The following is a 21,544-nucleotide window of genomic DNA, read 5'->3' as shown; positions in this document are numbered from 1 at the left end:
CCCGCAGGGGACCCCCGGGTCGGTGCGGAGCAAGCGGTGGCTCGGGGCCCCGATACCGGCGGCGCCGACGTCGGGGCCCGTACCGGTGGACGGTCAGGCGGCCTTGAGCTGTGCGGCGATCTTCACGACGCGTTCGGCCTGGATGCGGGCGGCGGTGCGGGTGGTGTCGTTGACGGGGTTGTTGCCCTGGGCGTCCACGTGGGAGGTGCCGTAGGGGTTGCCGTCGACGAACTTGGCGGGGTCGGTGAAGCCGGGGGTGACGGTGATGCCACCGAAGTGGTGGACGGAGTTGTAAAGGGCGAGCAGGGTGGATTCCTGGCCGGCGTGAGGGGTGGCCGTGGAGACGAAGCCGCTGTAGACCTTGTCGGCCAGCTTGCCCTGGGCCCACAGGCCGCCAAGGGTGTCGATGAACTGCTTGAGCTGCGAGGAGACGTTACCGAAGCGGGTGGGGGTGCCGAAGATCACGGCGTCGGCCCACTCGACGTCCTCGGGGGTGGCCACCGCGATGTGGGCGGTGGCGGTGTGGTTGGCGGCCCAGGCGGGGTTGGAGTCGATGGCGGCCTGCGGGGCCAGCTCGGCGGCCTTGAGCAGGCGGACCTCGGCGCCGGACTTGATGCCGACGTCGTGCAGTTCCTTGGCGATCTCGGTGATGGTGCCGGTGGCGGAGTAGTAGACGATTGCGAGCTTCACGGGGGTGGTCATGGGGCTCTCCGTTTCGTTGCGGGGTAAGTGGAGGAGGTAGTCGCCGATGGGCTAGCCGACCGGTCGACTATTCAAAACTAGACGACCGGTCGAGAACTGTCAAAGGTGTGCGGCGCCACGGGGCTGATCACCGCAGGGCGGATCGCCGCCTCGGATCGGCCGAGGCGGGAAGTCGCGCGGGGGCGTCAGGCGGATGCGGCTCGGCCGACGTACAGGGTCGGCGCTGGGAAGGGTGTGCGGATCGTCACGCGGGGCTTGTACCGTGGCGCCAATCGGCTTCGACCAGCCCTGGTGCCGGTGTCCCTCAATATGGCGATGGCCGCATCCGTGCCGGGCACCTCGTGGCCGTCGGCGAGGAATCCGCCGTGGACGGGCCGGCTGGTGGAGCGCATCCGGCGGACGGCAAAGGGGCCCGAGGTGTGCGCGCGGCCGCGACAAGCGGATGCCAACTCGTTGACCCGTCAAGGAGCTAGAGTGGCGGGATGCCCTCCGAAGAGCAGCCACTGCAACCGTTCCTAACCAGTGCGCATAAGTGAGTCCTGGACCCACTGCTGCGTACTGCGCGCATCCCGAACGGTGTTGGATGCGCTGGGTTCCCGCTTTCGCGTCCCGCTCGGCGGCACGCCTCCAGGGGCGTGATCCGTTGCGGGCGGGCGGGTTCCCTCACGCCCCCGGCCACCTGGTTCGGCCTGGACGGTCCGATGCCCCGCACGATCGCTCCGGTCGTGTGGGGGCGGTGCCGTCCGACGCCGGACCGGGTGTCCGAGGGCGCGTCGTCCGATCGCGATGCCGGCGGCATCGTGACGGGACATCTTTCGGTGGGGGGTGGTCAGTGGTTTCTGCCAGTGCTGGGCACCCCACATGCTGGTGTAGGCGGGGTCGACCGCGACAATGCTCAGGCCGTGTTCGGCGGCCATCGACACCAGTCGGGCCTTGAGCTTGCCGGTCGGGATGCCGGAGATGAGCTGCCGGAACCTCTTGCGGCGGCCGTGCTTCTCCCGGGTCTTCTCGGTGGTGAAGTCGAGGTCTTCGATGCCGATCGCGGCGACCCCGGCACGCACCGCCCAGTTGATCAACCGGGTCAGTGCGTGGCGGATCTGGGCGTCGCGGTGAGCGGCGGTGCCGGACAGGTCGTAGGGGAAGCGGTGCGGGTCACCGACCGGATTGCCGTGCCGGTCGAGGCGGTAGGCGGCGAAGTGGTCGGCGTTGGTGTCGACGCCGATCACACCCTGGGTGCGGGCGGCGGCGAGCGGGATCGTCTTCACGACGGGGCGTTGCCAGGAAGCGGTGAGGTACCAGCGGCCTCGCTTCGTATCGAGGTGGATGCGGTAGGCGACGGCCCGGTTCGCTTCGATGCGGTCGGCCCACTCCGCGCCCCGGTGCGCGAACGCCACGGTGGAGGTGAGGGTGTAGCGGCCGTGCCGGGCGTTGGCCAGGTGCGCGAGCGGGGCAGGCAGTTTGATGGACACTTCGCCGTCCGGGGTGACGCGGATCGTCTCGTTCCCGAACCGCTTTCCCGACTCACCGTCGGCGGCAAGAAACCAGCGTTCCACCTCCCAGCGAGCCCGCCACTGGTCCTCGGTGAGCTGGGCCTGGGTGAGGTGGTGGCGGGTGTTGAGGAGCCGTTTACCGCCCCGCACCACCCGCACCCGTCCGGCCTGCCACTCGGCGACAGCAGCAGCGTGCCGCGCCTCCAGTGCTGCGAGGCGACGGGACTTGCGGAACCACTCGCCCTTCGACCGGTAACCGCCCGCCGCGCGCTTGGTGCCCTTCTCCCCGATCGGGAGGGACAGCCGATGCCGAACCATCTTGATACCCGCGTCGAGGACACGGACGTGCGCGGCCTGGCAACGCCGGGCGAGTCCCCACTGATCGTGGGTGGCCCTCGTGATGGCCCCGGCGATCCTGGACGACGACTCCTTCGTCAGCTCCCGCTTACGCGCCGCCCACGCATCGGTGCTGTGATCCAGACCGTCCGCGCAGCGAGTCTTGAGATCACGGGAAGCGAGCGCACCCTGGTGCTCACCGACCGCGCGCAGGACTTTCTCGTCCTGGGGGGTGAGGTGCTTGAGGCGGTCCCGGATCGCCACCCCCGCAGGCCCGGACACCACGAAGGACGCCGCCAACTCCCGCAAACCACCCACCACATCACCCCCTCCCTCAAGGCCGAACACCTGCCACCCAGCCCAACGAGCAACAGCCACCAAGGTCACCCATTCGACCCCAGAACCCCCGTTCCCCCATGAACCCGCCGACAGGGGCTCACTCCCGCTCACCACAACTCACTTCAGCGCAGCAAACCGACAGCAGCTCACAACCCCTCGACCCGAACGAGGAAGCGTTCGTGCGTGCGCTGAGCCGTGTACTGCTGGCGCTGCCACGAGTGGTCGACGCCGACATGGTGCGCGAAGCGGGGCTGCCGCTTTACGAATACACGCCTCTGATGCACCTGTCCGAGGCTCCCGGGAAGCTGATGCGGATGAGCGAACTCGCTGCCGCCTGCCATCTCTCCCTCAGCGGGATGACCCGCGTCGTCATCCGACTTGAGAAGCGAGGCTGGGTCCAACGTGCCAAGTGCACCCAGGACGGGCGCGGATGGAACGCCGCACTGACCGAGGTCGGGCTTGCCCGGCTGGAACAGGCCTGGCCGACGCATCTTTCCAGCGTGCGACGGCACCTCGTCGACCACTTCAGCGGCCAGGACCTCACCCAACTCACAGCCACACTCCGGCATGTCGCGACCGCCGGCCAGGCGAACCACAGCTGATCGTGACGCGTCCGGCCGGGGCGAAGGGTGTCCGTGGTCCGGGGTGGACCTTGAGACGGCGGGGTGCTGGTCCAGGCCCGGAAAATCCGCCGCGCGACGCGCATCGAAGGTCGCTCGCTGCCACCGAGGCCGCCGACTGACCGCACTACCGCGCGCCCGGCCGCTCCCACAGAGCACGGCGGGCCAGCCTCCCCCCGCAGGGCAGGACGGCGCTGACCACACCTCAGAACCCACTTCGGCGCGCGTACGACAGCTCGCTCCCGTCGGAGCCTGGTGAAGGCACTTCAGCCCAAAGGGCTGTCCCGTAATCCCTGGCGGGCGGCCCATTTTGTGAGCTCCTCCAAGGAGGCACATGCCGACACTCGGCCCCGGGGCGAGAATTTCTCGCTGGGCGCGATCAAGTCCATCGGCATCATGGAGTTCGTCGGCCCTCTCGCCCCGCGTCGACGGGTCGATCAGTCACATGGCGGCCGCCGTGAGTGGTGTGCCATGGACCCGTGCGGAAACAGGGTGAAGGCGGCCGCTCACCGTGCTCGCAAGAAGGCGAGCAAGTCACGTTCGTCCGCAACAGCTTCGGTGAGCCAATGAGGTTTGACCGGTTGCGTACGTGCCACTCCTAGTGCGGGCCGGCCTGGACTCCGGCTCCTGTGCCGGAGTCGCATCCGGCGATCGGCAGCACGCGGGCCGACGCGGTCATGTGAGGTTCTCGCTTCGGGTACGGAGCCATGCCCGGGCGTACGCGCGGGCCGACGCGCGAGGGTCCTCGGCGGCGCAGATGCCGGAGACGGCGGCGGCTCCCGCTGCCCCTGAATTCCGCAGGAGCGGCAGATCGGCCGGGGTGACGCCGCCGATGGCCACGGCGGGCAGGTCGCTGAGCCGGGCGAGGCGGGCGAAGCCGGCATGGCCGAGTGGGGCCGGGGCGTCCGCCTTGGTCCGGGTCGCGTGCAGTGCGCCGATGCCGACGTGGTGGACGCGTGCCGGCTCCTCGGCGGCGGCGCGCAGTTGATCGGGGGTAGCCGCACTCAGGCCCAGCACCGCGTGCTCTCCGATCATTTCGCGCACGGCGGCCGGCGGTAGATCCGACTGGCCGACGTGAACCCCCGTCACGCGTGCGCCGGCGGCTCGGGCCGCCAGATACACGTCCACCCGGTCGTTGACGATCAGCGTCACTCGTTCGGGGAGGACGTCGGCCACCTCCAGAACCGTACGCAGGAACTCCCTCCCGGTGGCGTGCTTCTCCCGGATCTGCACGGCGGTGACACCTCCGGCCACTGCCAGGGCGACGGTCTCGGCCACGCTCCGGCCGCGGGCCGTGCACTGGGCTGTGTCCGTAACCAGGTAGACCGACAGATCCACCGGTGTCGTGGTCACGAGAGAGCCGCCCGCTCGGCGAGGTCCGCTTCCTCCAGCGCGGCGAGCGCGTCCAGGAACGCGACGGCGAAGCCGCCGGGCCCGGAGGCCTCCTTCGCGGCCGGCTCGGCGGCGACCGTGTACGCGGCGACGGCGGCCACCACCGCGGCGAACCGGTCCTCGTCGACCGCTGCGAAGGCTGCCATCACCGCACCCAGCGCGCAGCCGCCACCTGTCACCCGGGTCAACAGGGCGTCCCCGTTGGCGATCCGGGCGCTGCGAACCCCGTCGGTGACGAAGTCCACGGGTCCGGAGACGGCGACCACACAGTCGGTTGTACGGGCCAGCCCGCGTGCTGATTCCTCGGCGGCCTCGACGCCGTGGGAGGAGTCCACGCCGCGGCCGCCGTCGCCCGCGCCCGCGAGCGCGATGATCTCGGACGCGTTGCCCCGGATCACCGTGGGTCGCAGCTCCAGGAGCTCGCGTGCCAGCGCGGTGCGCACCGGCAGCGCGCCGACCGCCACCGGGTCGAGGACCCACGGCGTACCGGCCGACGTCGCTGCCCGCGCGGCCTCGACCATGGCGGAGCGCTGCTCCGCGTGCGGGGTGCCGAGATTGATCAGGACACCCGAGGCGATCCGGGCGAACGGGCCGGCCTCTTCCGGAATGTCGACCATGGCCGGTGAGGCGCCCAGCGCCAGCAGGACGTTGGCGGTGAAGCCCGTGACCACCGAGTTGGTCAGGCACTGAACCAGAGGGGAGTCCGCCCGGACGCGGGCGAGGGCCTGCGGGGCGAAGGCGGTGTGACCGGCGGATGTCGGGGGCATGGGATATCGCTCCGTGGGGGAGGGGAGGGGTGTTCGGGCGCCGGGGGACGTCGGGGGCCGGCGGCAGGTCAGTGCTGCGGGCGGGGGCGCAGACGCAGCGGCGCGTAGACGGCGAGCGCGACGAGGAACGCCACGTAGTACGAGAGGTCGGCGCCGTGCAGGGCGGCCGCCACCGGGCCCACGTACAGACTGGTGTCCATGAACGGCACGGCCGCGGCGAAGGCGACGGCGAAGGCCAGCAACGGGGGCCATCCGGACTGCGGCCGGGCGGTCTCGGCGGCGAGGTCGATCGCGGCGCCGCCCCGTGCCCGGGCCCGTGCGAGCCAGTCGACGATGACGACCGCCACGAACCCGGGAATCCAGTAACCGACGAACAGCAGCACGTTCTGGAAGCGGGCAGTGGTGTCGGCAGCGTGCATCCACAGCACGAGGGGGAAGCCGAGCACGGCGGCGAGGGCGGCGGCCGCCGGGCGCGGGAGGCGCACCCCGACGGTCTGCAGGGCCAAGGAACCGCTGTAGTCGTTCATGGCGTTGCTGCAGAGGGCCGCCAGTGCCACGGCGAGCAGCCCGAACCCACCCAGCGCGCCACCGCCCAGCAGTTTGTCCACACCCGCGGCGGTCTGGTCGGTCAGCACGGACGCGCCCCACAACCCGAGGGCCTGGACCGCCACGAAGGACACCACAAGGCCGAGCAGCGTGAACCAGAACATGCGTGGGCGTGAGGAGGTGCGTGGCAGATAGCGGCTGAAGTCGCTGGCGTACGGAGCCCAGGACAGGGTCAGGCTCAGCGCGATGGTACTGGTCAGGACGAACGCGCCGGCCTGGTCGGCGCCGTGGGCGGTGCCCGAGCCGACCGGCTGGACATCGTCGAGCAGCCGCCAGGCGATCAGCGCGAACGCGGCCGCGAGCACGAAGGTCATGACGATCTGAAGCCGGTGGATGGCCTCGTAACCCAGGACGCCGAGGGCGCCTTGGGCCAGCATCATGACCAGGACGCCGAGCCAGAACGGCCAGCCGCACAGCCGCGCGAGCGCGTCCCCGCCGAACAGCCCGATCAGCGCGTCCCAGGCGACCGAGGACAGCCACTGCAGGATGCCGGGTACCGTCACGGCCCGGCCGAAGGCGAGCCGGGCCAGCGGCAGTTGCCCGGCACCGGTCTGGCTCCCCCAGGTGCCCAGGTAGGCGGTGGGCACCGCGCCGAGCACGGTGCCCAGCACGACGGCGACGAGCGCGGTGGCGAAGTCCAGGCCGAGGGCGATGCCGACAGTGCCGGTGAACACGCCGGTCATGGTCAGGTTGGGAGCGAACCACACGGTGAACAGGCGCCCGGGACCGCCGTAGCGGTTGCTCTCGGGGACCGGCTCGATGCCGTGCGTCTCGACGCGGAGGTCGCCGGGGGCCGCCGGCATCCGCCCGTCGAAGACGGTCTGCCGGCCGTCGGCGGGCAGCCCGCCGGAAACATGCGTCAAAGGCATGGAAGACATCCCTCCGCCAGTACGAACTGGTTCAGGTTCGACGGGTGTGATCTCAGCCCTCGGGTGGGGCACCCCGTGTCCGGTACGACGGACAGACTAACCCCATCTCTGTGAGCACCTGTACGCAGGAGTGCGTGGCAATGACGCGGTGGGTTCGTCCGTGGTGCCGATGCGCGGTCGGCTTACGGGGGCCTCTGCTGGAGCGTCACAACGCCGGAGTCGGTGCTTCGACAGGAGAAAGAGCTTGCTCGGCCCATATGGTCTTGCCGTCGCGGTCGTAGCGGGTGCCCCAACGGGAGGCGAGCTGGGCCACGAGGAACAGGCCGCGGCCGCCCTCGTCGCCGGTGCGCGCGCGGCGCAGATGCGGGGCGCTGAGGCTGCCGTCGGAGACTTCGCAGATGAGGGCTGCGGCGTGGATGAGACGTAGGACGATGGGGCCGCGCGCGTGCCTGATGGCGTTGGTGACCAGCTCACTGACCATCAGTTCGGTGGTGAAAGTGAGTGGTTCCAAGCCCCAGGTGGCAAGCTGACGGGTAGTGAGGTTGCGGGCGTGGGCGACCTGCGCGGGGTCGACCGGCAGTTTCCAGGAGACGACCCGGCCTGCTCCCAGTACGCGGGTGCGGGCAAGGAGCAGGGCAGCGTCATCGGACCGGTGCTCCGACAGCAGGGAGGCCACTACGGCATCGCAGAGCTGCTCGAGCGGTCGGGTGGGGCCGGCCATGGTGCGGGACAGCCGGTCGAGCCCGGCGTCGACATCCCAGCCAGGTGCTTCGATGAGGCCGTCGGTGTAGAGCGCGAGGACAGAGCTGTCCGCGAGACGGCGTTCAGCGGTTTCGAAGGGGAGACCGCCCAGCCCCAGGGGCGGGCCGGGCGGGATGTCGTCGAGGATCTCCACCGCACCATCGGGCTGCACCAGGACGGGTGGGGGATGACCGGCGCGCGCGAACGCGCAGATGCGGGAGATGGGGTCGTAGACGGAGTACAGACACGTGGCGCCCTCGCAGTCGGGATCCTCCTCGATGAGACGGATGACGAGGTCGTCGAGCTGGGTGAGGACCTCGTCGGGAGGGAGGTCGAGGTCGGCCAGTGTATGGACGGCGGTGCGCAGCCGTCCCATGACGGCCGCCGCGTGCAGGCCGTGGCCGGTGACGTCTCCGACGACCAGGGCGACGCGGGCTCCCGACAGGGGCAGGACGTCGAACCAGTCCCCGCCCGCTCCGGCGTGGGCGGCGGCGGGCAGATACCGGTGGGCGGTCTCGACGGCGGGGTAATCGGGTAGATCGTGCGGCAGCAGGCTGTGCTGCAGGGCCAGGGCGGTGTTGTGCTCGCGGGTGTAGCGGCGGGCGTTGTCGATGCATACCGCGGCGCGGGACGAAAAGTCCTCGGCGAGGGACAGGTCCCCTTCGTCGTAGGGCCGAAGATCCTGGTTGCGGCCGAGGGTGGCAACACCCAGCGTGATGCCGCGAGCCCGCAGCGGCACCGTCATGTACGAGTGGAAACGGAACGCGCGGATTTTCTCGGCCCGCCGGGAGTCATGGGCGAACCACTCGTCGGCGTCCAGTTTCCGCACCAGAACCGATTGCCCGGTGGCCAGGCTCCGGACCTGTGGCGTGCCCGGGTGGAACGCCACTGTCTCGCCCACTACGAACACGGCCTCCGGGGCGTGCTCGCGGATGGAGCGGAGTCCCGATCGGCGGGCACGCACCTCCCCTGCCACCGGCCCGGGGGCCGGTTCCTCGCCCCGCACCGTTGCCTCCAGCAGGTCGATGGCGACGAAGTCCGCGAGTCCGGGAACGGCCGCGTCAGCCAGTTCCTGCGCCGTGCGCATCACGTCCAGCGTGGTGCCGATGCGCACGCCGGCCTCGGTCAGCAGCGCCAGCCGCTGCTGGGCCTGATAGCCGTCGGTGACGTCGATGTACGTCTGGCACATTCCCAGGACGCGGCCGGCCCCGTCTGTCAGCCGGAAGGAGGAGGCGGAAAATACGTGCTCGCGGTCCGGATCGGACGCAAGGCGCCCGAGCACCTGGAAGTCGACCACCGGCTCGCCGGTGTCGCGCACCCGGCTCAGGACCCGGTCGATCGTCGGGGCCGAGTCCGGTGAGTCATCGCCGATGCGACGGCCGATGAGCCGCTCGGAGGGCAGGTCGGTCACGCGCTCCGTCGCGGCGTTCACCCACAGGTACCGCAGCTCGGTGTCCATGACGGTCACCGGGATCGGGGACTGGCTGAAGAGCGCCTCCAGGATCGCGCGGTCGACCTCCTCCCGCTCCACCGCCCGCGCGTCGGCGGCCCTGACGGACCAGCCGGCCTGGCCCTCCTTGCTGAGCAGCGGCCGCACGCGCACCGCCACCGACACCTGGTGCCCGTCGCGGTGCCTCATGCCCAGTACGCCGTCCCAGCTCTGCCCGGCTGTATGCCGTACCTGGGCAGCCACCGCCGCTTCCCGGTCCTCCCGGGCGGTCAGCAGATCCACCGCCGGCTTTCCGCAGACTTCTTCCGCGGGGTATCCAAGAAGCGCTTCCGCCTGCGGGCTCCACAGGAAGATCGCGCCGTTGCCCGCCACGTATGCGATGGCCGTGCACGCCCCCGACAGCGGGTCTCCCGACCCTGCGTCGAGGCCCCCGGAATCCTTGGGTACGCGCACCGGCACCACCTCGTCCCAGGCCTCCCCCTGCCCATGATAGAGACCGGAGTGGTGCCCGACTCCTTGAGCGCGCCCTGCCCGAGTGGAACGCCGGACCGGAGCTCGCGCGGCGGTGCACCCCAGCCGGCACGGCCGACCGCGCCCGGACGCTGTCCGGGACGTACAGATGCATCCTCGGATCGTTGCCGAAGGGCGTCACCTCCGTCGCCGTGGCCGCCAGGGGGCGCGGCGACGGCGAGGAGGAGCCGCCGACGGCAGGGGCAATACGGCTTTGCGGACGTGGTGTGTCAGTGCGGCATGTCGGACAGAGCCGTGGTGATGGTGGTGACCTGCGCAGGTTCGACCACCATCAGGAGCACGGTTCCTCCATGCACATCGGCCTCGGCCACCGGGCGGAAGCCCCCGGCGGCGTACTGCTCCTGAGCAGCGGTGTCCTCGATGGCGGGCGCCGTCATGATGCGGCGGCAGGACGGATCGGCGGCGAAGAGGGCGGCGACCAGGGAGTCGAGCAGCGCGGTGGTGTCCGGGCCGTCGGCGGCAGACGGGGGCTGCGGCGCCGTGGTGACGAGCTCCAGCAGCAGATCGTGTGCGCCTACCGGGTAGCAGCCGCGCAGCGGATGGTGCAGCACCCGATGGATCGTCACGCGCACGACCGGCGGCCCGTCGTGGCCGGTGCTTGCGGTGTACGCGCGGACGGTGTCTGCCGGGGCCGGGCCGAACGGGGCGGCGTCGGAAACGGGCTTGGACCCGGTGGCGCGCAGTGACCATCCGGCGATGTGACCGGGGAGCGCCGACACGGGCAGCGGGCGGTGGCCGACGGTGGTGAGTGTCATGGGCGCGACCCTTCGTGGTGGGGGGATCCCGGCGTGCGGTGGGCCCGGGACGGCCCCGGGCCGTGGGAGTTGCCCGCCCGTCCCTTGGTCGGGGGAGACGGGCGGGCCGTGGCCCGGGGGAGGAGGAGTCCCGGCCGGTCGGTGGGTGCCGGGGCGATGGATCAGTTGCCGGTCGGCCCGGCCTGGTGGGTGACGATGTCCCGTACCTGGCCCTTGACCAGCTTGCCGCTTGCGTTGCGCGGCAGTTCGGGGGCGAGGACCACGCGCGTGGGCAGCTTGTAGCGGGCGAGCCGGCCGGAACCGAAGTCGCGTACTTCCTGGAGCGTCGGCTCGACCCCCGGCTCGCAGGTGAGTACGGCGACGACGGTCTCGCCCCACTTCGGGTCGGGGATGCCGACGACCGCCACCTCGTGGACTCCGGGGAAGGAGCTCAGGACCCGCTCGACCTCGGCGGGATAGACGTTCTCCCCGCCGCTGATGATCATGTCCTTGAGCCGGTCGACGACGTAGTAGTGGCCGTCCTCGTTGCGGTAGCCGATGTCGCCGCTGTGGAACCAGCCCGCGTCGTCGAAAGCCTCCCGGGTCGCCTGCTGGTTGTTCCAGTAGCCGGCGACGACATTGGGACCGCGCACGCAGATCTCACCGCGCACTTGGGGCTCGTCGATGACGCCGCCCCCGCCCGGGACCATCAGGCAGACCTCGGTGTACGGCATCGGCAGACCGGCCGAACCGGTCTTCTCCAGGGTGCGCGCGGCCGGCAGATATGTGGCGAACGGTGCCGTCTCGGTGAGCCCCCACGCCTGCTGCAGCAGCACCCCGTGCGACTCCGCGTAGTCCCGGATGAGCTGGGGAGGTACGGCGGCGCCCGCCACGATCACCGCGCGCAGCGCGGACAGATCGGCTTCCCGGAACCCAGGGGCACGGGTGAGCGCCGCGAACATGGCGGGGACCGCGAAGATGCTGGTGACCCGGTGCGCCACGAGGTCGGCCAGGCACTGCTCGGGGTCGAAGGAGCGGCGTACGACGACGACGCCGCGGGTCAGGGTGCGCAGTGTGAGGGCGTTGAGCCCGCCGATGTGGAAGAGCGGGGCGAGGGCCAGGTTCACGTGGCCGGGACGGGTGTCGACCATGGTGTCGACGTTCACCGCGTTCCGCCACAGATTGATGATGCTGCCCCGGGTCGCGACCAGCTCGCGCCAGGCTGCCTCCACGGCGAGCAGATAGCCCTTGACGTTGACGGCGAAGACTTCGTCGAACGCCGCTGCCAGCTCCTCGCCGGTCAGCCGGGTGAGACTGCGGTGGTAGTCCCAGATCCCGGCGTTGGGAACCAGGATGTCGAGCTTCCCGAACCGCTCGACGGCTCCGGCGACCGCCGCGTGCAGGTCCTTCGTCGAGCGTACGTCACCGGTGACGGCGAGCACCCGGTCCGCGTGCCCTCCCGCGGCCCCGACCAGGGCCGTCAGCTGCTCGGCGTCCTGGTCGAACACCGCGACGCGGGCGCCTTCGGCGAGATACCGCAGTGCCACGGCGCGCCCGAGGCCGCCGGCGCCACCGGTGATCAGGGCGACGTCGCCGTCGAGCCAGCGGGCGGCCGGTTCCGTGGTTGCGTACGGTGCCGGGGTGGCCATGGCTCAGCGCTCCTGGAGGAAGTCGGTGACCAGCCGCTCGAACTCGGCCTGCCGCTCCAGCTGCACCCAGTGGCCGCAGCCGCCGAACACGTGCAGCTGGGCGTCGCGGATCTGCTTGACACCCCGGACGGCGAAGTGTCGATCAAGCTGCCCGTCCCGCTCGCGCACCTGGCCAACGCCGGGCACGGCCGGTACGTCCTCGCCTCCCGGATCTCGTTTGCGCACCGGGGTGCGGAGTGGGCCGACCGCATCACCGCGAACCGGGCCGTGGCCTACCGCATCCACCTCGATACGGAGCGAGGCCGCTGGTATTTCACCGCGTCCTGGCAACGCCCCGTCGTCCAGACCATGCCGTTGGAGACTGCCCGCGCCCGGGGCATGATCGGCGTCGACACCAACGCCGACCACTTCGCCGCCTACCGGCTCGATGTCCACGGCAACCCGGTCGGTGACCCGCACCGCTTCCGCTTCGACCTGTCCGGGACCGCCGGTCACCGCGACGCGCAGCTCTGCCACGCGCTGACCCGGCTGATCAACTGGGCGGTGCGTGCCGGGGTCGCCGCGATCGGCATCGAAGACCTCGACTTCACCACCGAGAAGACCCGCGAGAAGCACGGCCGCCAGAAGCGGTTCGGGCAGCTCATCTCCGGTATCCCGACCGGCAGGCTCAAGGCCCGGCTGGTGTCGATGGCCGCCGAACAGGGGCTCGCGATCGTTGCGGTCGACCTGGCCTACACCTCCCTGTGGGGTGCCCAGCACTGGCAGAAACCGCTGGCCACCTCCCACCGCACGATGTCCCGTCACGATGCCGCCGGTATCGCGATCGGACGACGCGCCCTTGGGTACTCGGTCCGGGATGGGGTATCCCCTGCTCGAACGGAGTTGAGAGCTTGGGGAAGGACGGCACCGCCCCCGCACGACCGGAGTGATCGTGCGGGGCATCGGACCGTCCAGGCCGGACCAGGTGACCGGGGGCGTGAGGGAACCCGCCCACCCACAACGGACCGTGCCCACGAAGGGCCGTCGCCGAGCGGGACGCGAAAACGGGAACCCAGCGCATCCAAAACCGTTTGGGATGCGCCCAGTACGCAGCAGTGGGTCCAAGGCTCACTTACGCACACTGGTTAGGAACGGTCAGGCCGAACGGCAGCCAGCCGCCGCCACGCTGCCGAGTTCCAGCCGAAGCGACCGGGACGGCTGCGGACGGTGCGCTCCATCCGCGTTCTGGTCCTGCGCCTGGCGCGGGAGAATCCCAGTTGGGGATATCGCCGACTCCACGGCGAACTGATGGTCCTCGGCGTGAAGGTGGCCGCCTCCACCGTACGGGAGATCGTGAACGAGGCCGGGTGTGACTTCGAGCGATAGGTGGCCAGGGGCGCTCGGATCCGCCCTGGTCAGCCCTCCGTGACGATTCGTAGTTGGCCACTGCGTCGACCGCTAGTTGGCCATCGGGGATCCGAACTGCATGGCCGAGTCTGATTCGGGAGACCGACGTGCTTCGGCCCCCGTGCTGCTGTGCAGCGCGGGGGCCGAAGGGGTGCCGTCCTCGCTCCGACTCAGGTCACTGGATTCCGGTGGCTCTGGTCACCATGCGTTGATGACCGGCGCGTCGGGTTCGTGCTGCCGCCAGGCCTCATTGAGGCGCGCGAGCCGGTCCGCGGCGGCGATGCCGCGCAGGGACGCGACCTTGCCGTCGCTGACTTCGAACGCCACGGCACCCACGACCCGGTCGTCGACCACGGCGAGGACGGCCGGGGAGCCGTTGACCAGCGCGACGTGGATCGCGGGGGAGCCGCCGGCCAGCCGCCGCTTCGCCGGAGTGGGCTTGAAGCCGGCCCGCACGTAGGAGGCGACCCGCTCGCGCGTCTTGTACCGCAACAGCCGCCTGGCCAGTCCGGCGCCGTCCGAGACCGCCGTCACGTCGTCGGTGAGCAGCGCCACCAGCCGATCGGTGCGCCCCGACGCGGCGGCGGCGAGAAACTCCTCGACGACCCGGCGCGCGGACGCGGGGTCCACCTCGCCGCCGCGGCGCTCGGCGGCGACCCGGATCCGGGCCCGGTGGACATGCTGCTGGCTCGCGGACTCGGTGATGTCGAGAATCCCGGCGATCTCGGCGTGGGGGTACGAGAAGGCCTCGCGCAGGACGTAGGCGGCCCGCTCGGCCGGCGAGAGGCGCTCCAAGAGGGTCAGTACAGCCAAGGACACCGATTCGCGCTGCTCGAAGGTATCGGCAGGGCCGAGCATCGAGTCGCCCTCGAGGAGTGGCTCGGGCAGCCAGTCTCCGACAGCGCGCTCATGGCGCGCCTGCGCCGAGCGGAGCTGGTCGAGGCAGAGATTGGTGACGACCTTGGTCAGCCACGCCTCCGGCACCTTGACCCGTTCGCGGTCTGCGGCCTGCCAGCGCAGGAACGTGTCCTGCACGGCGTCCTCGGCGTCGGCGGCCGAGCCGAGCAGACGGTACGCGAGCGAGGCCAGCCGGTCCCGGCCGGCCTCGAACCGATCGATGGCTGCGCTGTCCATGCGGTACAGCCTATGCGGCGACCCTCACACCGACCCGATCAGGCGCGGTGGCCAGGCGGCGCTTGCGCTTCGGCATGCCGAAGGTCGGGTGGGCGATGCCCGATCCGGCCCCCTTGAGCACGCCCGACTTGAGCCGCGCGGCGGTCCGGCCGCCCAGGTACCAGGACTTCGACCGGACGTCCCCGTCTACCATCTGGAAGATCGCGTCCCGCCGCCCGAGGCTGATGTGGTTGCCGTAGTACTTCAGCCCGGTGGTCGGGACCTCACTGCCCGTCAGGCGCGCGATGATCGCGGCGGTCGCCTGCATGTTGGTCAGGCCGGCCGAGGCGCAGGACATCGGCAGCGGCCGGCCGTTCTCGCCGGTCGCGTAGGCGCAGTCACCGGCAGCGTAGACGTCCGGGTGCGAGACCGAGCGCATGGTGCGGTCGACGACGATCTGGCCGGTCTCGGCGACCTCCAGGCCGCTGGCGGCCGCGATGGGGTGCACGGCGAACCCGGCCGACCACACGGTCACGTCGGCCGGGATGGACGTACCGTCGGCGGCGATCGCCCGTGTCGGCTCGACGGCTTCGATACCGGTGTGCTCGTGGACGGTGATGCCGAGCCGGTCGAAGGCCTGGCGCAGGTGACGGCGGGCCTTCGGGGAGAGCCAGGCGCCCAGCTCGCCGCGCGCGGCGAGCGCGACCGAGAGGTCGGGCCGGGACTCGGCGAACTCGGTGGCGGTCTCGATGCCGGTCAGCCCCTCACCGACGACCAGCACGGTGCCGCCCTCGCCCAGGCCGGCCAGGCGCTCGCGCAGACGCAGCGCCGAGGACAGGCCGGTCACATCGAAGGCGTACTCGGCCACGCCGGGGACGCCATGGTGGGCTACGGAGCTGCCGAGCGCGTAGAGAAGCGTGTCGTACGCGAACTCGCCGTCGCCGTCCTCGCCGGTCACGGCGACGGTCCTGCGCTCGGGGTCGACGCCGGTGACGCGCGCCAGGCGCAGCCGCACCCCGGTGCCCGCGAATACGTCGGCGAGCTTGCGGAACGCGACGTCCTGGCCGATCGCGAGCTGGTGGAGCCGCATCCGCTCAACGAAGTCGGGCACGGCGTTGACGACGGTGATCTCCGTGTCGGCGGGGGAGAGCCGGCGGGCCAGGTTTCCGGCGGCGAAGGCCCCGGCGTATCCGGCGCCGAGTACGACGATGCGGTGCTTCATGGCGTTGCTCCTGTCTCGTTCGCGTGCCCCTTGAACGAGACGGCGCCCCGATTACTGACAGGAGTCGGGTGTGACGCGGGTCACCGAACTAAGGCGAGCAGCTGAGCCTCCGACAGACGCTTGGGCCTGTCTTGGGCAGTCGAAACGGGGCGATGGCCAACTACGGATCGAGATGGCCAACTATCGGTCAGCATCACACCGGGGTCGCCCCCTCGCCCGAACGGAGTTCGAGTACTGGGCGGACTTCGTGCGCTCGCAGGCCGAGGCCCTGCTGGCGTGCGACTTCCTGGAGACGGTCACCTTGTCCGGGGCGCGGCTGTTCGTGTTCGCGGTGATCGAGCACGGCAGTCGCCGGATCCGCATCCTGGGTGCGACTGCGCACCCAGGATGCGCTTCTCCGGTCGCTTTTCTCCCTTGCGGGTGGGGCCGGTCGTGAGCAGCCGCCGACCGGTTCGGTGGAGCTGCTCAGGAAAGGCGACACCGGACTGGGCAGGCTGCATGAGCGTGCGGGTGCTGAGTGACAGTGCGTCAACGCGCTTGCTGGCGGCTTTATTCCGCCGTCGCTATCGGACGCAAACTGATCGGCACCGTGCCCGATGACATCACCTGCGAGCCCGGCCACGGGCGGACCAACCGGTGGACCACCGCCATCGACGACGGCATCGGCCTGCCTTACGGCCACCTGACGGGCAGTCATCCGCCGTGATGTGACCGACCTGGTCGGACGGCCGATCAGCAAGCAGGTCGCGATCGTCGTCACCAGTCGTGCCCACCTGTCGGCCGCCGAGATCTCCGCCCGTGCCCGGATCTCGAGCATCGCCCCGCGACACCGTCTGGCGTGAAGACGACCACGATTCGACATTCGTCGGGCTGGCGCTGGGATCGTCCCGACATTCAGCCGATGACGGGGTTGTGCCGCCGGTCGTAAAGTCCGCGCGAACCTGTCGTCCGGCAGAAGGGACGAGCAAATTCTCGTGCACCGTGTCCTGTCGAAACCCTCGTGTCCCCGAGCACCACCTCGGGGCTGGAAAGTGCCGACCCCGTCCGGTTGATCCAGCTTCTGGAAGCACGGTAATGAACATATTCTCGCGTTTCCTCATCGCATGAGGAGTGGCGAGGGCCACGATTCGTGAGCACGTGCTGGAATCTGCCTCGGACTATGGCGGCGACGGAAATCCCGGCTTGATCGCGGCCGAAATCATCCGGCCGAAAAGCTCCCCGTGATCACGACGCCAGTCAGTACTAAAGCACGCTGGGCCGCGGAAACGAGTTGCGGCTGAAGAAGTACGACTGAGCCGAGATCTGCCTGATTAGGAATTCACGATTCGGGTTTGCATGCACCCCGTAGGAGAGGTGTACGTGTCTCATCCCCCCGCCGCGCGGCCATCGCGCCGCAGATCGCGTCCGGTCGCGTTGACCACGACTGCCGGACGCGTCTGCGCGCTGATCGTGGCGCTCGCCGTCGCCGCACTCACGGTGATCGCTTTACCGGCCGCGGCCTCCGCCTCCGCCTCCACCACATCCGCCAACGATCCTGTCCCGACCACGAAGGCCGCCGGCCCCACCTCGCCTGGTCGGCACCCCACCAATCGGGTGTGCGCCACGCCGTCAAAAGCCGGCGAGATGTCCTGCCTTGCCATGGTCCGCACCGATGTCGCCGCGGTGAAGGGCGTCCAGTCCGATGCCGCTCCCACCGGTTTCGGTCCGGCAGACCTGCAGAGCGCGTACAACCTGCCCGCCGCCGGCTCCACGGAGACGGTCGCGATCGTCGACGCGTACGACAACCCGAACGCCGAGGCGGACCTGGCCGTTTACCGTCAGCAGTACGGGCTGCCGCCGTGCACCACGGCCAACGGCTGCTTCAAGAAGATCGACCAGCGCGGCGGCACGGACTATCCGTCACCGAACTCCGGGTGGGCCGCGGAGATCGCACTGGACGTCGACATGGTCAGCGCGACATGCCCGACCTGCAAGATCCTGCTGGTCGAGGCCGACGACAGCTACATGACCAACCTCGGCGCGGCTGTGAACCAGGCGGTCGCCCAGGGCGCCAAGTACGTCTCCAACAGCTACGGCGGCAACGAAGGTTCCGACGAGACCCAGGCCGACGACGCCTACTTCAACCACCCCGGTGTCGCGATCACCGTCAGCAGCGGCGACAACGGTTATGCGGTGGAGTATCCGGCCGCGTCGCCGTATGTGACGGCGGTCGGTGGCACCTCGCTGGTCAAGGACACCTCCACCAGCCGCGGTTGGGCCGAGAGCGCATGGAGTGGTGCGGGCAGTGGCTGCTCGCGGTTCGAGCCCAAGCCGTCGTTCCAGAAGGACACCGGCTGCGCGGGTCGTGCGGTCGCCGATGTGTCCGCGGTCGCGGACCCGAACACCGGTGTCGCGGTTTACAACAATGGCTGGCAGATCTTCGGCGGCACCAGCGCGTCCGCCCCGATCATCGCCTCGGTCTACGCGATAGCCGGGACGCCTGCGGCGGGTTCGGCGCCCAACTCCTACCCCTACGCCCAGCCCTACGCGCTCAACGATGTGACGTCTGGAAGCAACGGAAGTTGCACGTCTGCGTACTTGTGCACCGCGGGGCCGGGGTATGACGGGCCGACCGGGCTCGGCACCCCGAACGGGGTCGCCGCGTTCCGCTCCGGGCCGCACGGCACTGTCAGCGGTACCGTCACCGACGGCACCGCTCCGCTGGCTTCGGCCCAGGTCACCGTGGGTGACGTCACGGCCACGACAGACGGGCAGGGGCACTACACCCTGATCGCTCCACCGGGAACCTACGACGTCAGCGCGAGCAAGTTCGGGTACGCCACCAAGACCGTTTCGGGTGTCGCGCTCGCCGACGGCCAGACGGTGACCGAGAACTTCGCGTTGACCGCGAAGTCGCGCGTGAATGTCACCGGCACGGTCCATGACGGTTCCGGTCATGATTGGCCGCTGTATGCGACCGTGCGGGTCAAGGGCGAGCCGACGGCGGTCGCCTACACCGACCCCAGGACGGGGAAGTACACGCTGAGCGTGCCCGCCGGGGACACCTACACCCTGCAGGCCGACCCGTTGTATCCGGGTTACCAGCGGAACTCTCAGGATGTGCAGGTGGGTTCGGCGGATGTGACGCATGATGTCAACGCGTCGGTCGACTGGACGACCTGCAGCACGGCCGGGTACGGCCTCCACTACGACGGCACCGCCGAGTCGTTCGACGGCACCACAGCGCCGTCGGGCTGGACCGTCGACGACAAGGTCGGCAACGGCCAGACCTGGGTGTTCAACGACCCCGGCAAGCGCGGCAACCAGACCGGCGGGTCCGGCGGCTTCGCCATCATCGACAGCGCGAAATACGGCGTCGGCAAGTCACAGGACAGCTCGCTGATCAGCCCGGTCATGGACTTCAGCCGGCGAACCCACCCGGCCCTGACCTTCCGTACCGACTACAAGGGCTTCTCGGGCGAGACCGGGGGCGTCGATCTCAGCGTCGACGGCGGCCAGACGTGGAACAACGTCTGGCACCACACCATCGACAGCGCCCGGGGGCCGCGGACCGAGCTCGTGGACCTGTCCCAGGCCGCCGGCAAGGCCAACGTCCAGGTGAGGTTCCACTTCACCGCCAGCCTTGGGTGGTGGTGGCAGGTCGACGACGTCCACCTCGGCGACCGCACGTGTGACCCGGTACCGGGCGGCCTGGTCGTCGGCCGGGTGACCGACAAGAACACCGGGGCCGGGATCAACGGCGCCTCGGTGACGTCGGCCGACAAGCCCGCGGAGAAGACAATCGCGCTGCCGACGCCGAACGACCCGAACCTGGGCGACGGCTTCTACTGGATGTTCTCCTCGCTCACCGGGAAGCACACGTTCACCGCCACGGCAGGGAGCAACTACAGCGCCCAGGACATCACCGTCAACGTGGCCCCGGACCAGGCATCGGACGGCACGTTCGCCCTGCCCGCACCCCGGATCGAGGTCAACCCGGCCCAGCTCAGCAAGACCGTCGACTGGAAGGGCCAGGGCAGCTCCACCCTGACCTTGAAGAACACCGGAACCGCCCCGGTGACCGCCAAGATCGGTGAGTGGCCGGGCAGCCACCAGCCCGCCGCGGCGCAGAAGGGTGCTCCATTGCAAGAGGTGAAGGGACACTACAGCCCCGAGCCGTTCCGGCCCGGCAAGACTGCGCAGACGGCGACCGCCAAGCCGTCGGCGACGCCGTACGCGGCACCGTGGACGACGGTGGCCGACTACCCCACGACGATCATGGACAACGCCGTGGCGACCCTCGACGGCAAGGTCTACTCGATCGCCGGAACCGACGGAATCTTCTCCGTCTCAAACAAGGCATACGTCTACGACCCGGTCGCCCAGGCGTGGAGTGCTCTGCCGAACCTGAGGGCCGGCCGCATGGCGGCGCAGGCGGCCGCCTATGGCGGCAAGATCTACGTCTTCGGCGGCTGGGACGCATACACGACCGTGGCCAAGACCGAGATCTACGACCCGGCGAGCCGTACTTGGTCCGCAGGCGCCGACATGCCGAAACCGCGTGGCGCCGGCGCCGTGACCGTCCTGGGCGGCAAGATCTACATCATCGGCGGCTCCATGAGCGGCTCCTACAAGACCGATGTGCAAGTGTACGACCCGGCCTCGAACTCCTGGAGTTCGGCCACGCCCTACCCTGAGCCGCTCGCCCTTCTCGGCTGCGGCGCCATCGCGAACAAGCTGTACTGCGCGGGCGGGTCGCCGGGCACTACCTCCACCAAGCACGCCTACAGCTACGACCCTGCATCCGCCACATGGACTCGCGTTGCCGACCTGCCGATCGACCTGTGGGGGATGGGCTACTCGGTGTCAGACGGCAAGTTCCTCGTGTCCGGCGGCGTGACCAACGGCCTCACCACGATCACCAACCGGGGCTTCGCCTACGACCCGGGTTCCGACACTTGGACCGCGCTGCCCAACTCCAACAACACCGTCTACCGCGGCGGCTCCGCCTGCGGCTTCTACAAGATCGGAGGTACCACCGGAGGGTGGGCCGCGACCAAGAAATCCGAGCTGCTGCCCGGCTATTGCGCGACCGATGTCCCCTGGCTCTCAGAGGACAAGACCGAGGTGACGATCCAGCCGGGCGAGAGCGTCGACGTCAACGTGAGTTTCAACGCGAACGTCGCCGCAATCACGCAGCCGGGCACGTTCACCGCGCTGCTCACGATCAGGGCGCAGACCCCGTACGCGATCGCGTCGGTTCCGGTGACGCTCACGGTGAACCCGCCCAAGACCTGGGGAAAGATCACCGGGACGGTCAGCGGAGTCGACTGCGCCGGCACGTCGGCGCCGCTGACCGGAGCGACCGTGCAGATTACCTCGAAGACGGCGACCTACACCCTGAAGACCGACCGGAACGGTCAGTACGTGTTCTGGCTCGACGTCAGCAACAGCCCGCTCACGGTGACCGCGTCCAAGGACGGCTCGGCGCCGCAGGCCCGATCGGTCAAGATCAAGGGGGGTGAGACGACCACGGCCGACTTCTCTCTCAAACAAACCTGCACCTGATCTGACGCTCCGTGCGGGGCCGGGCCTGGGCCCGGCCCCGCACGGACAGG

At 70.0% G+C, this 21,544-nt stretch carries 13 protein-coding genes, 3 pseudogenes and 1 riboswitch; of the genes and pseudogenes, 6 read left to right on the top strand and 10 right to left on the bottom strand.

The features are described 5' to 3' along the window. Positions 1–93: 93 nt before the first annotated feature. Together wrbA and OG972_RS05030 are read right to left on the bottom strand one after the other, a co-directional pair. On the bottom strand, positions 94–702 hold the full coding sequence (gene wrbA / locus OG972_RS05035) for an NAD(P)H:quinone oxidoreductase (protein ID WP_266978628.1): 609 nt from the start codon (positions 700–702) through the stop codon (positions 94–96). 515 nt (positions 703–1,217) lie between these two features. Further along, complete coding sequence (locus OG972_RS05030) at positions 1,218–2,846, bottom strand: transposase (protein WP_266990287.1); 1,629 nt, start codon at positions 2,844–2,846, stop codon at positions 1,218–1,220. A 200-nt stretch (positions 2,847–3,046) separates the two neighbouring features. On the opposite strand from OG972_RS05030, the gene OG972_RS05025 reads away from it, so the two are divergent. Both OG972_RS05025 and OG972_RS05020 read left to right on the top strand, forming a co-directional pair. Then, positions 3,047–3,469, top strand: a complete 423-nt coding sequence (locus OG972_RS05025) for a MarR family winged helix-turn-helix transcriptional regulator (protein ID WP_266978626.1) — start codon at positions 3,047–3,049, stop codon at positions 3,467–3,469. Positions 3,470–3,919: 450 nt separating this feature from the next. After that, positions 3,920–4,057, top strand: a pseudogene (locus OG972_RS05020) (CGNR zinc finger domain-containing protein); the annotation flags it as partial. Between the two features lie 105 nt (positions 4,058–4,162). Here OG972_RS05020 and thiE read toward each other — a convergent pair. From thiE to OG972_RS04990, 6 genes are all read right to left on the bottom strand, one after another. After that, positions 4,163–4,840 carry a thiamine phosphate synthase gene (gene thiE / locus OG972_RS05015; protein ID WP_266978624.1) on the bottom strand — a complete coding sequence of 226 codons (678 nt, stop codon included), beginning with the start codon at positions 4,838–4,840 and terminating at the stop codon, positions 4,163–4,165. Further along, positions 4,837–5,646, bottom strand: coding sequence for a hydroxyethylthiazole kinase (gene thiM, locus OG972_RS05010; protein ID WP_266978622.1), 810 nt, complete (start codon positions 5,644–5,646; stop codon positions 4,837–4,839). Before thiM ends, thiE begins: the two co-directional genes overlap by 4 nt. A gap of 68 nt (positions 5,647–5,714) precedes the next feature. Further along, positions 5,715–7,121 carry a cytosine permease gene (locus OG972_RS05005; RefSeq protein ID WP_266978620.1) on the bottom strand — a complete coding sequence of 469 codons (1,407 nt, stop codon included), beginning with the start codon at positions 7,119–7,121 and terminating at the stop codon, positions 5,715–5,717. Further along, positions 7,113–7,207: riboswitch (TPP riboswitch) on the bottom strand. It overlaps the preceding gene by 9 nt. 119 nt (positions 7,208–7,326) lie before the next feature. Continuing rightward, positions 7,327–9,765: a SpoIIE family protein phosphatase gene (locus OG972_RS05000; protein WP_266978618.1), complete on the bottom strand. Its 2,439-nt coding sequence runs from the start codon at positions 9,763–9,765 to the stop codon at positions 7,327–7,329. Between the two features lie 287 nt (positions 9,766–10,052). Then, entirely contained in the window at positions 10,053–10,598 is a 546-nt protein-coding gene (locus tag OG972_RS04995) for a GNAT family N-acetyltransferase (RefSeq protein ID WP_266978616.1), read from the bottom strand. Positions 10,599–10,759: 161 nt separating this feature from the next. Then, entirely contained in the window at positions 10,760–12,226 is a 1,467-nt protein-coding gene (locus OG972_RS04990; RefSeq protein WP_266978614.1) for an SDR family NAD(P)-dependent oxidoreductase, read from the bottom strand. Between the two features lie 120 nt (positions 12,227–12,346). On the opposite strand from OG972_RS04990, the pseudogene OG972_RS04985 reads away from it, so the two are divergent. Both OG972_RS04985 and OG972_RS04980 read left to right on the top strand, forming a co-directional pair. Continuing rightward, positions 12,347–13,354 (top strand): annotated as a pseudogene (locus OG972_RS04985) (IS200/IS605 family accessory protein TnpB-related protein); the annotation flags it as partial. A 27-nt stretch (positions 13,355–13,381) separates the two neighbouring features. Further along, positions 13,382–13,573: pseudogene (locus OG972_RS04980) on the top strand (integrase); the annotation flags it as partial. A gap of 237 nt (positions 13,574–13,810) precedes the next feature. On the opposite strand, the gene OG972_RS04975 reads toward OG972_RS04980, so the two are convergent. Together OG972_RS04975 and OG972_RS04970 are read right to left on the bottom strand one after the other, a co-directional pair. Next, positions 13,811–14,746 carry a sigma-70 family RNA polymerase sigma factor gene (locus OG972_RS04975; RefSeq protein ID WP_266978612.1) on the bottom strand — a complete coding sequence of 312 codons (936 nt, stop codon included), beginning with the start codon at positions 14,744–14,746 and terminating at the stop codon, positions 13,811–13,813. Positions 14,747–14,756: 10 nt separating this feature from the next. Further along, a complete protein-coding gene (locus OG972_RS04970; protein ID WP_266978610.1) occupies positions 14,757–15,947 on the bottom strand; it encodes an NAD(P)/FAD-dependent oxidoreductase in 1,191 nt (396 codons plus the stop codon). A gap of 707 nt (positions 15,948–16,654) precedes the next feature. On the opposite strand from OG972_RS04970, the gene OG972_RS04965 reads away from it, so the two are divergent. Together OG972_RS04965 and OG972_RS04960 are read left to right on the top strand one after the other, a co-directional pair. Then, complete coding sequence (locus OG972_RS04965; protein WP_266978604.1) at positions 16,655–16,789, top strand: hypothetical protein; 135 nt, start codon at positions 16,655–16,657, stop codon at positions 16,787–16,789. A 571-nt stretch (positions 16,790–17,360) separates the two neighbouring features. After that, positions 17,361–21,494, top strand: a complete 4,134-nt coding sequence (locus OG972_RS04960; RefSeq protein ID WP_266978608.1) for a carboxypeptidase regulatory-like domain-containing protein — start codon at positions 17,361–17,363, stop codon at positions 21,492–21,494. The last annotated feature ends 50 nt before the right edge of the window (positions 21,495–21,544 follow it).

The sequence above is a fragment of the Streptomyces sp. NBC_01669 genome, assembly GCF_026339735.1.
In the GTDB taxonomy this organism is placed as follows: Bacteria; Actinomycetota; Actinomycetes; order Streptomycetales; family Streptomycetaceae; genus Streptomyces; species Streptomyces yanii.
Note: the sequence above shows the minus strand (reverse complement) of the source record. Positions and strands in the feature narration are given on the sequence as shown.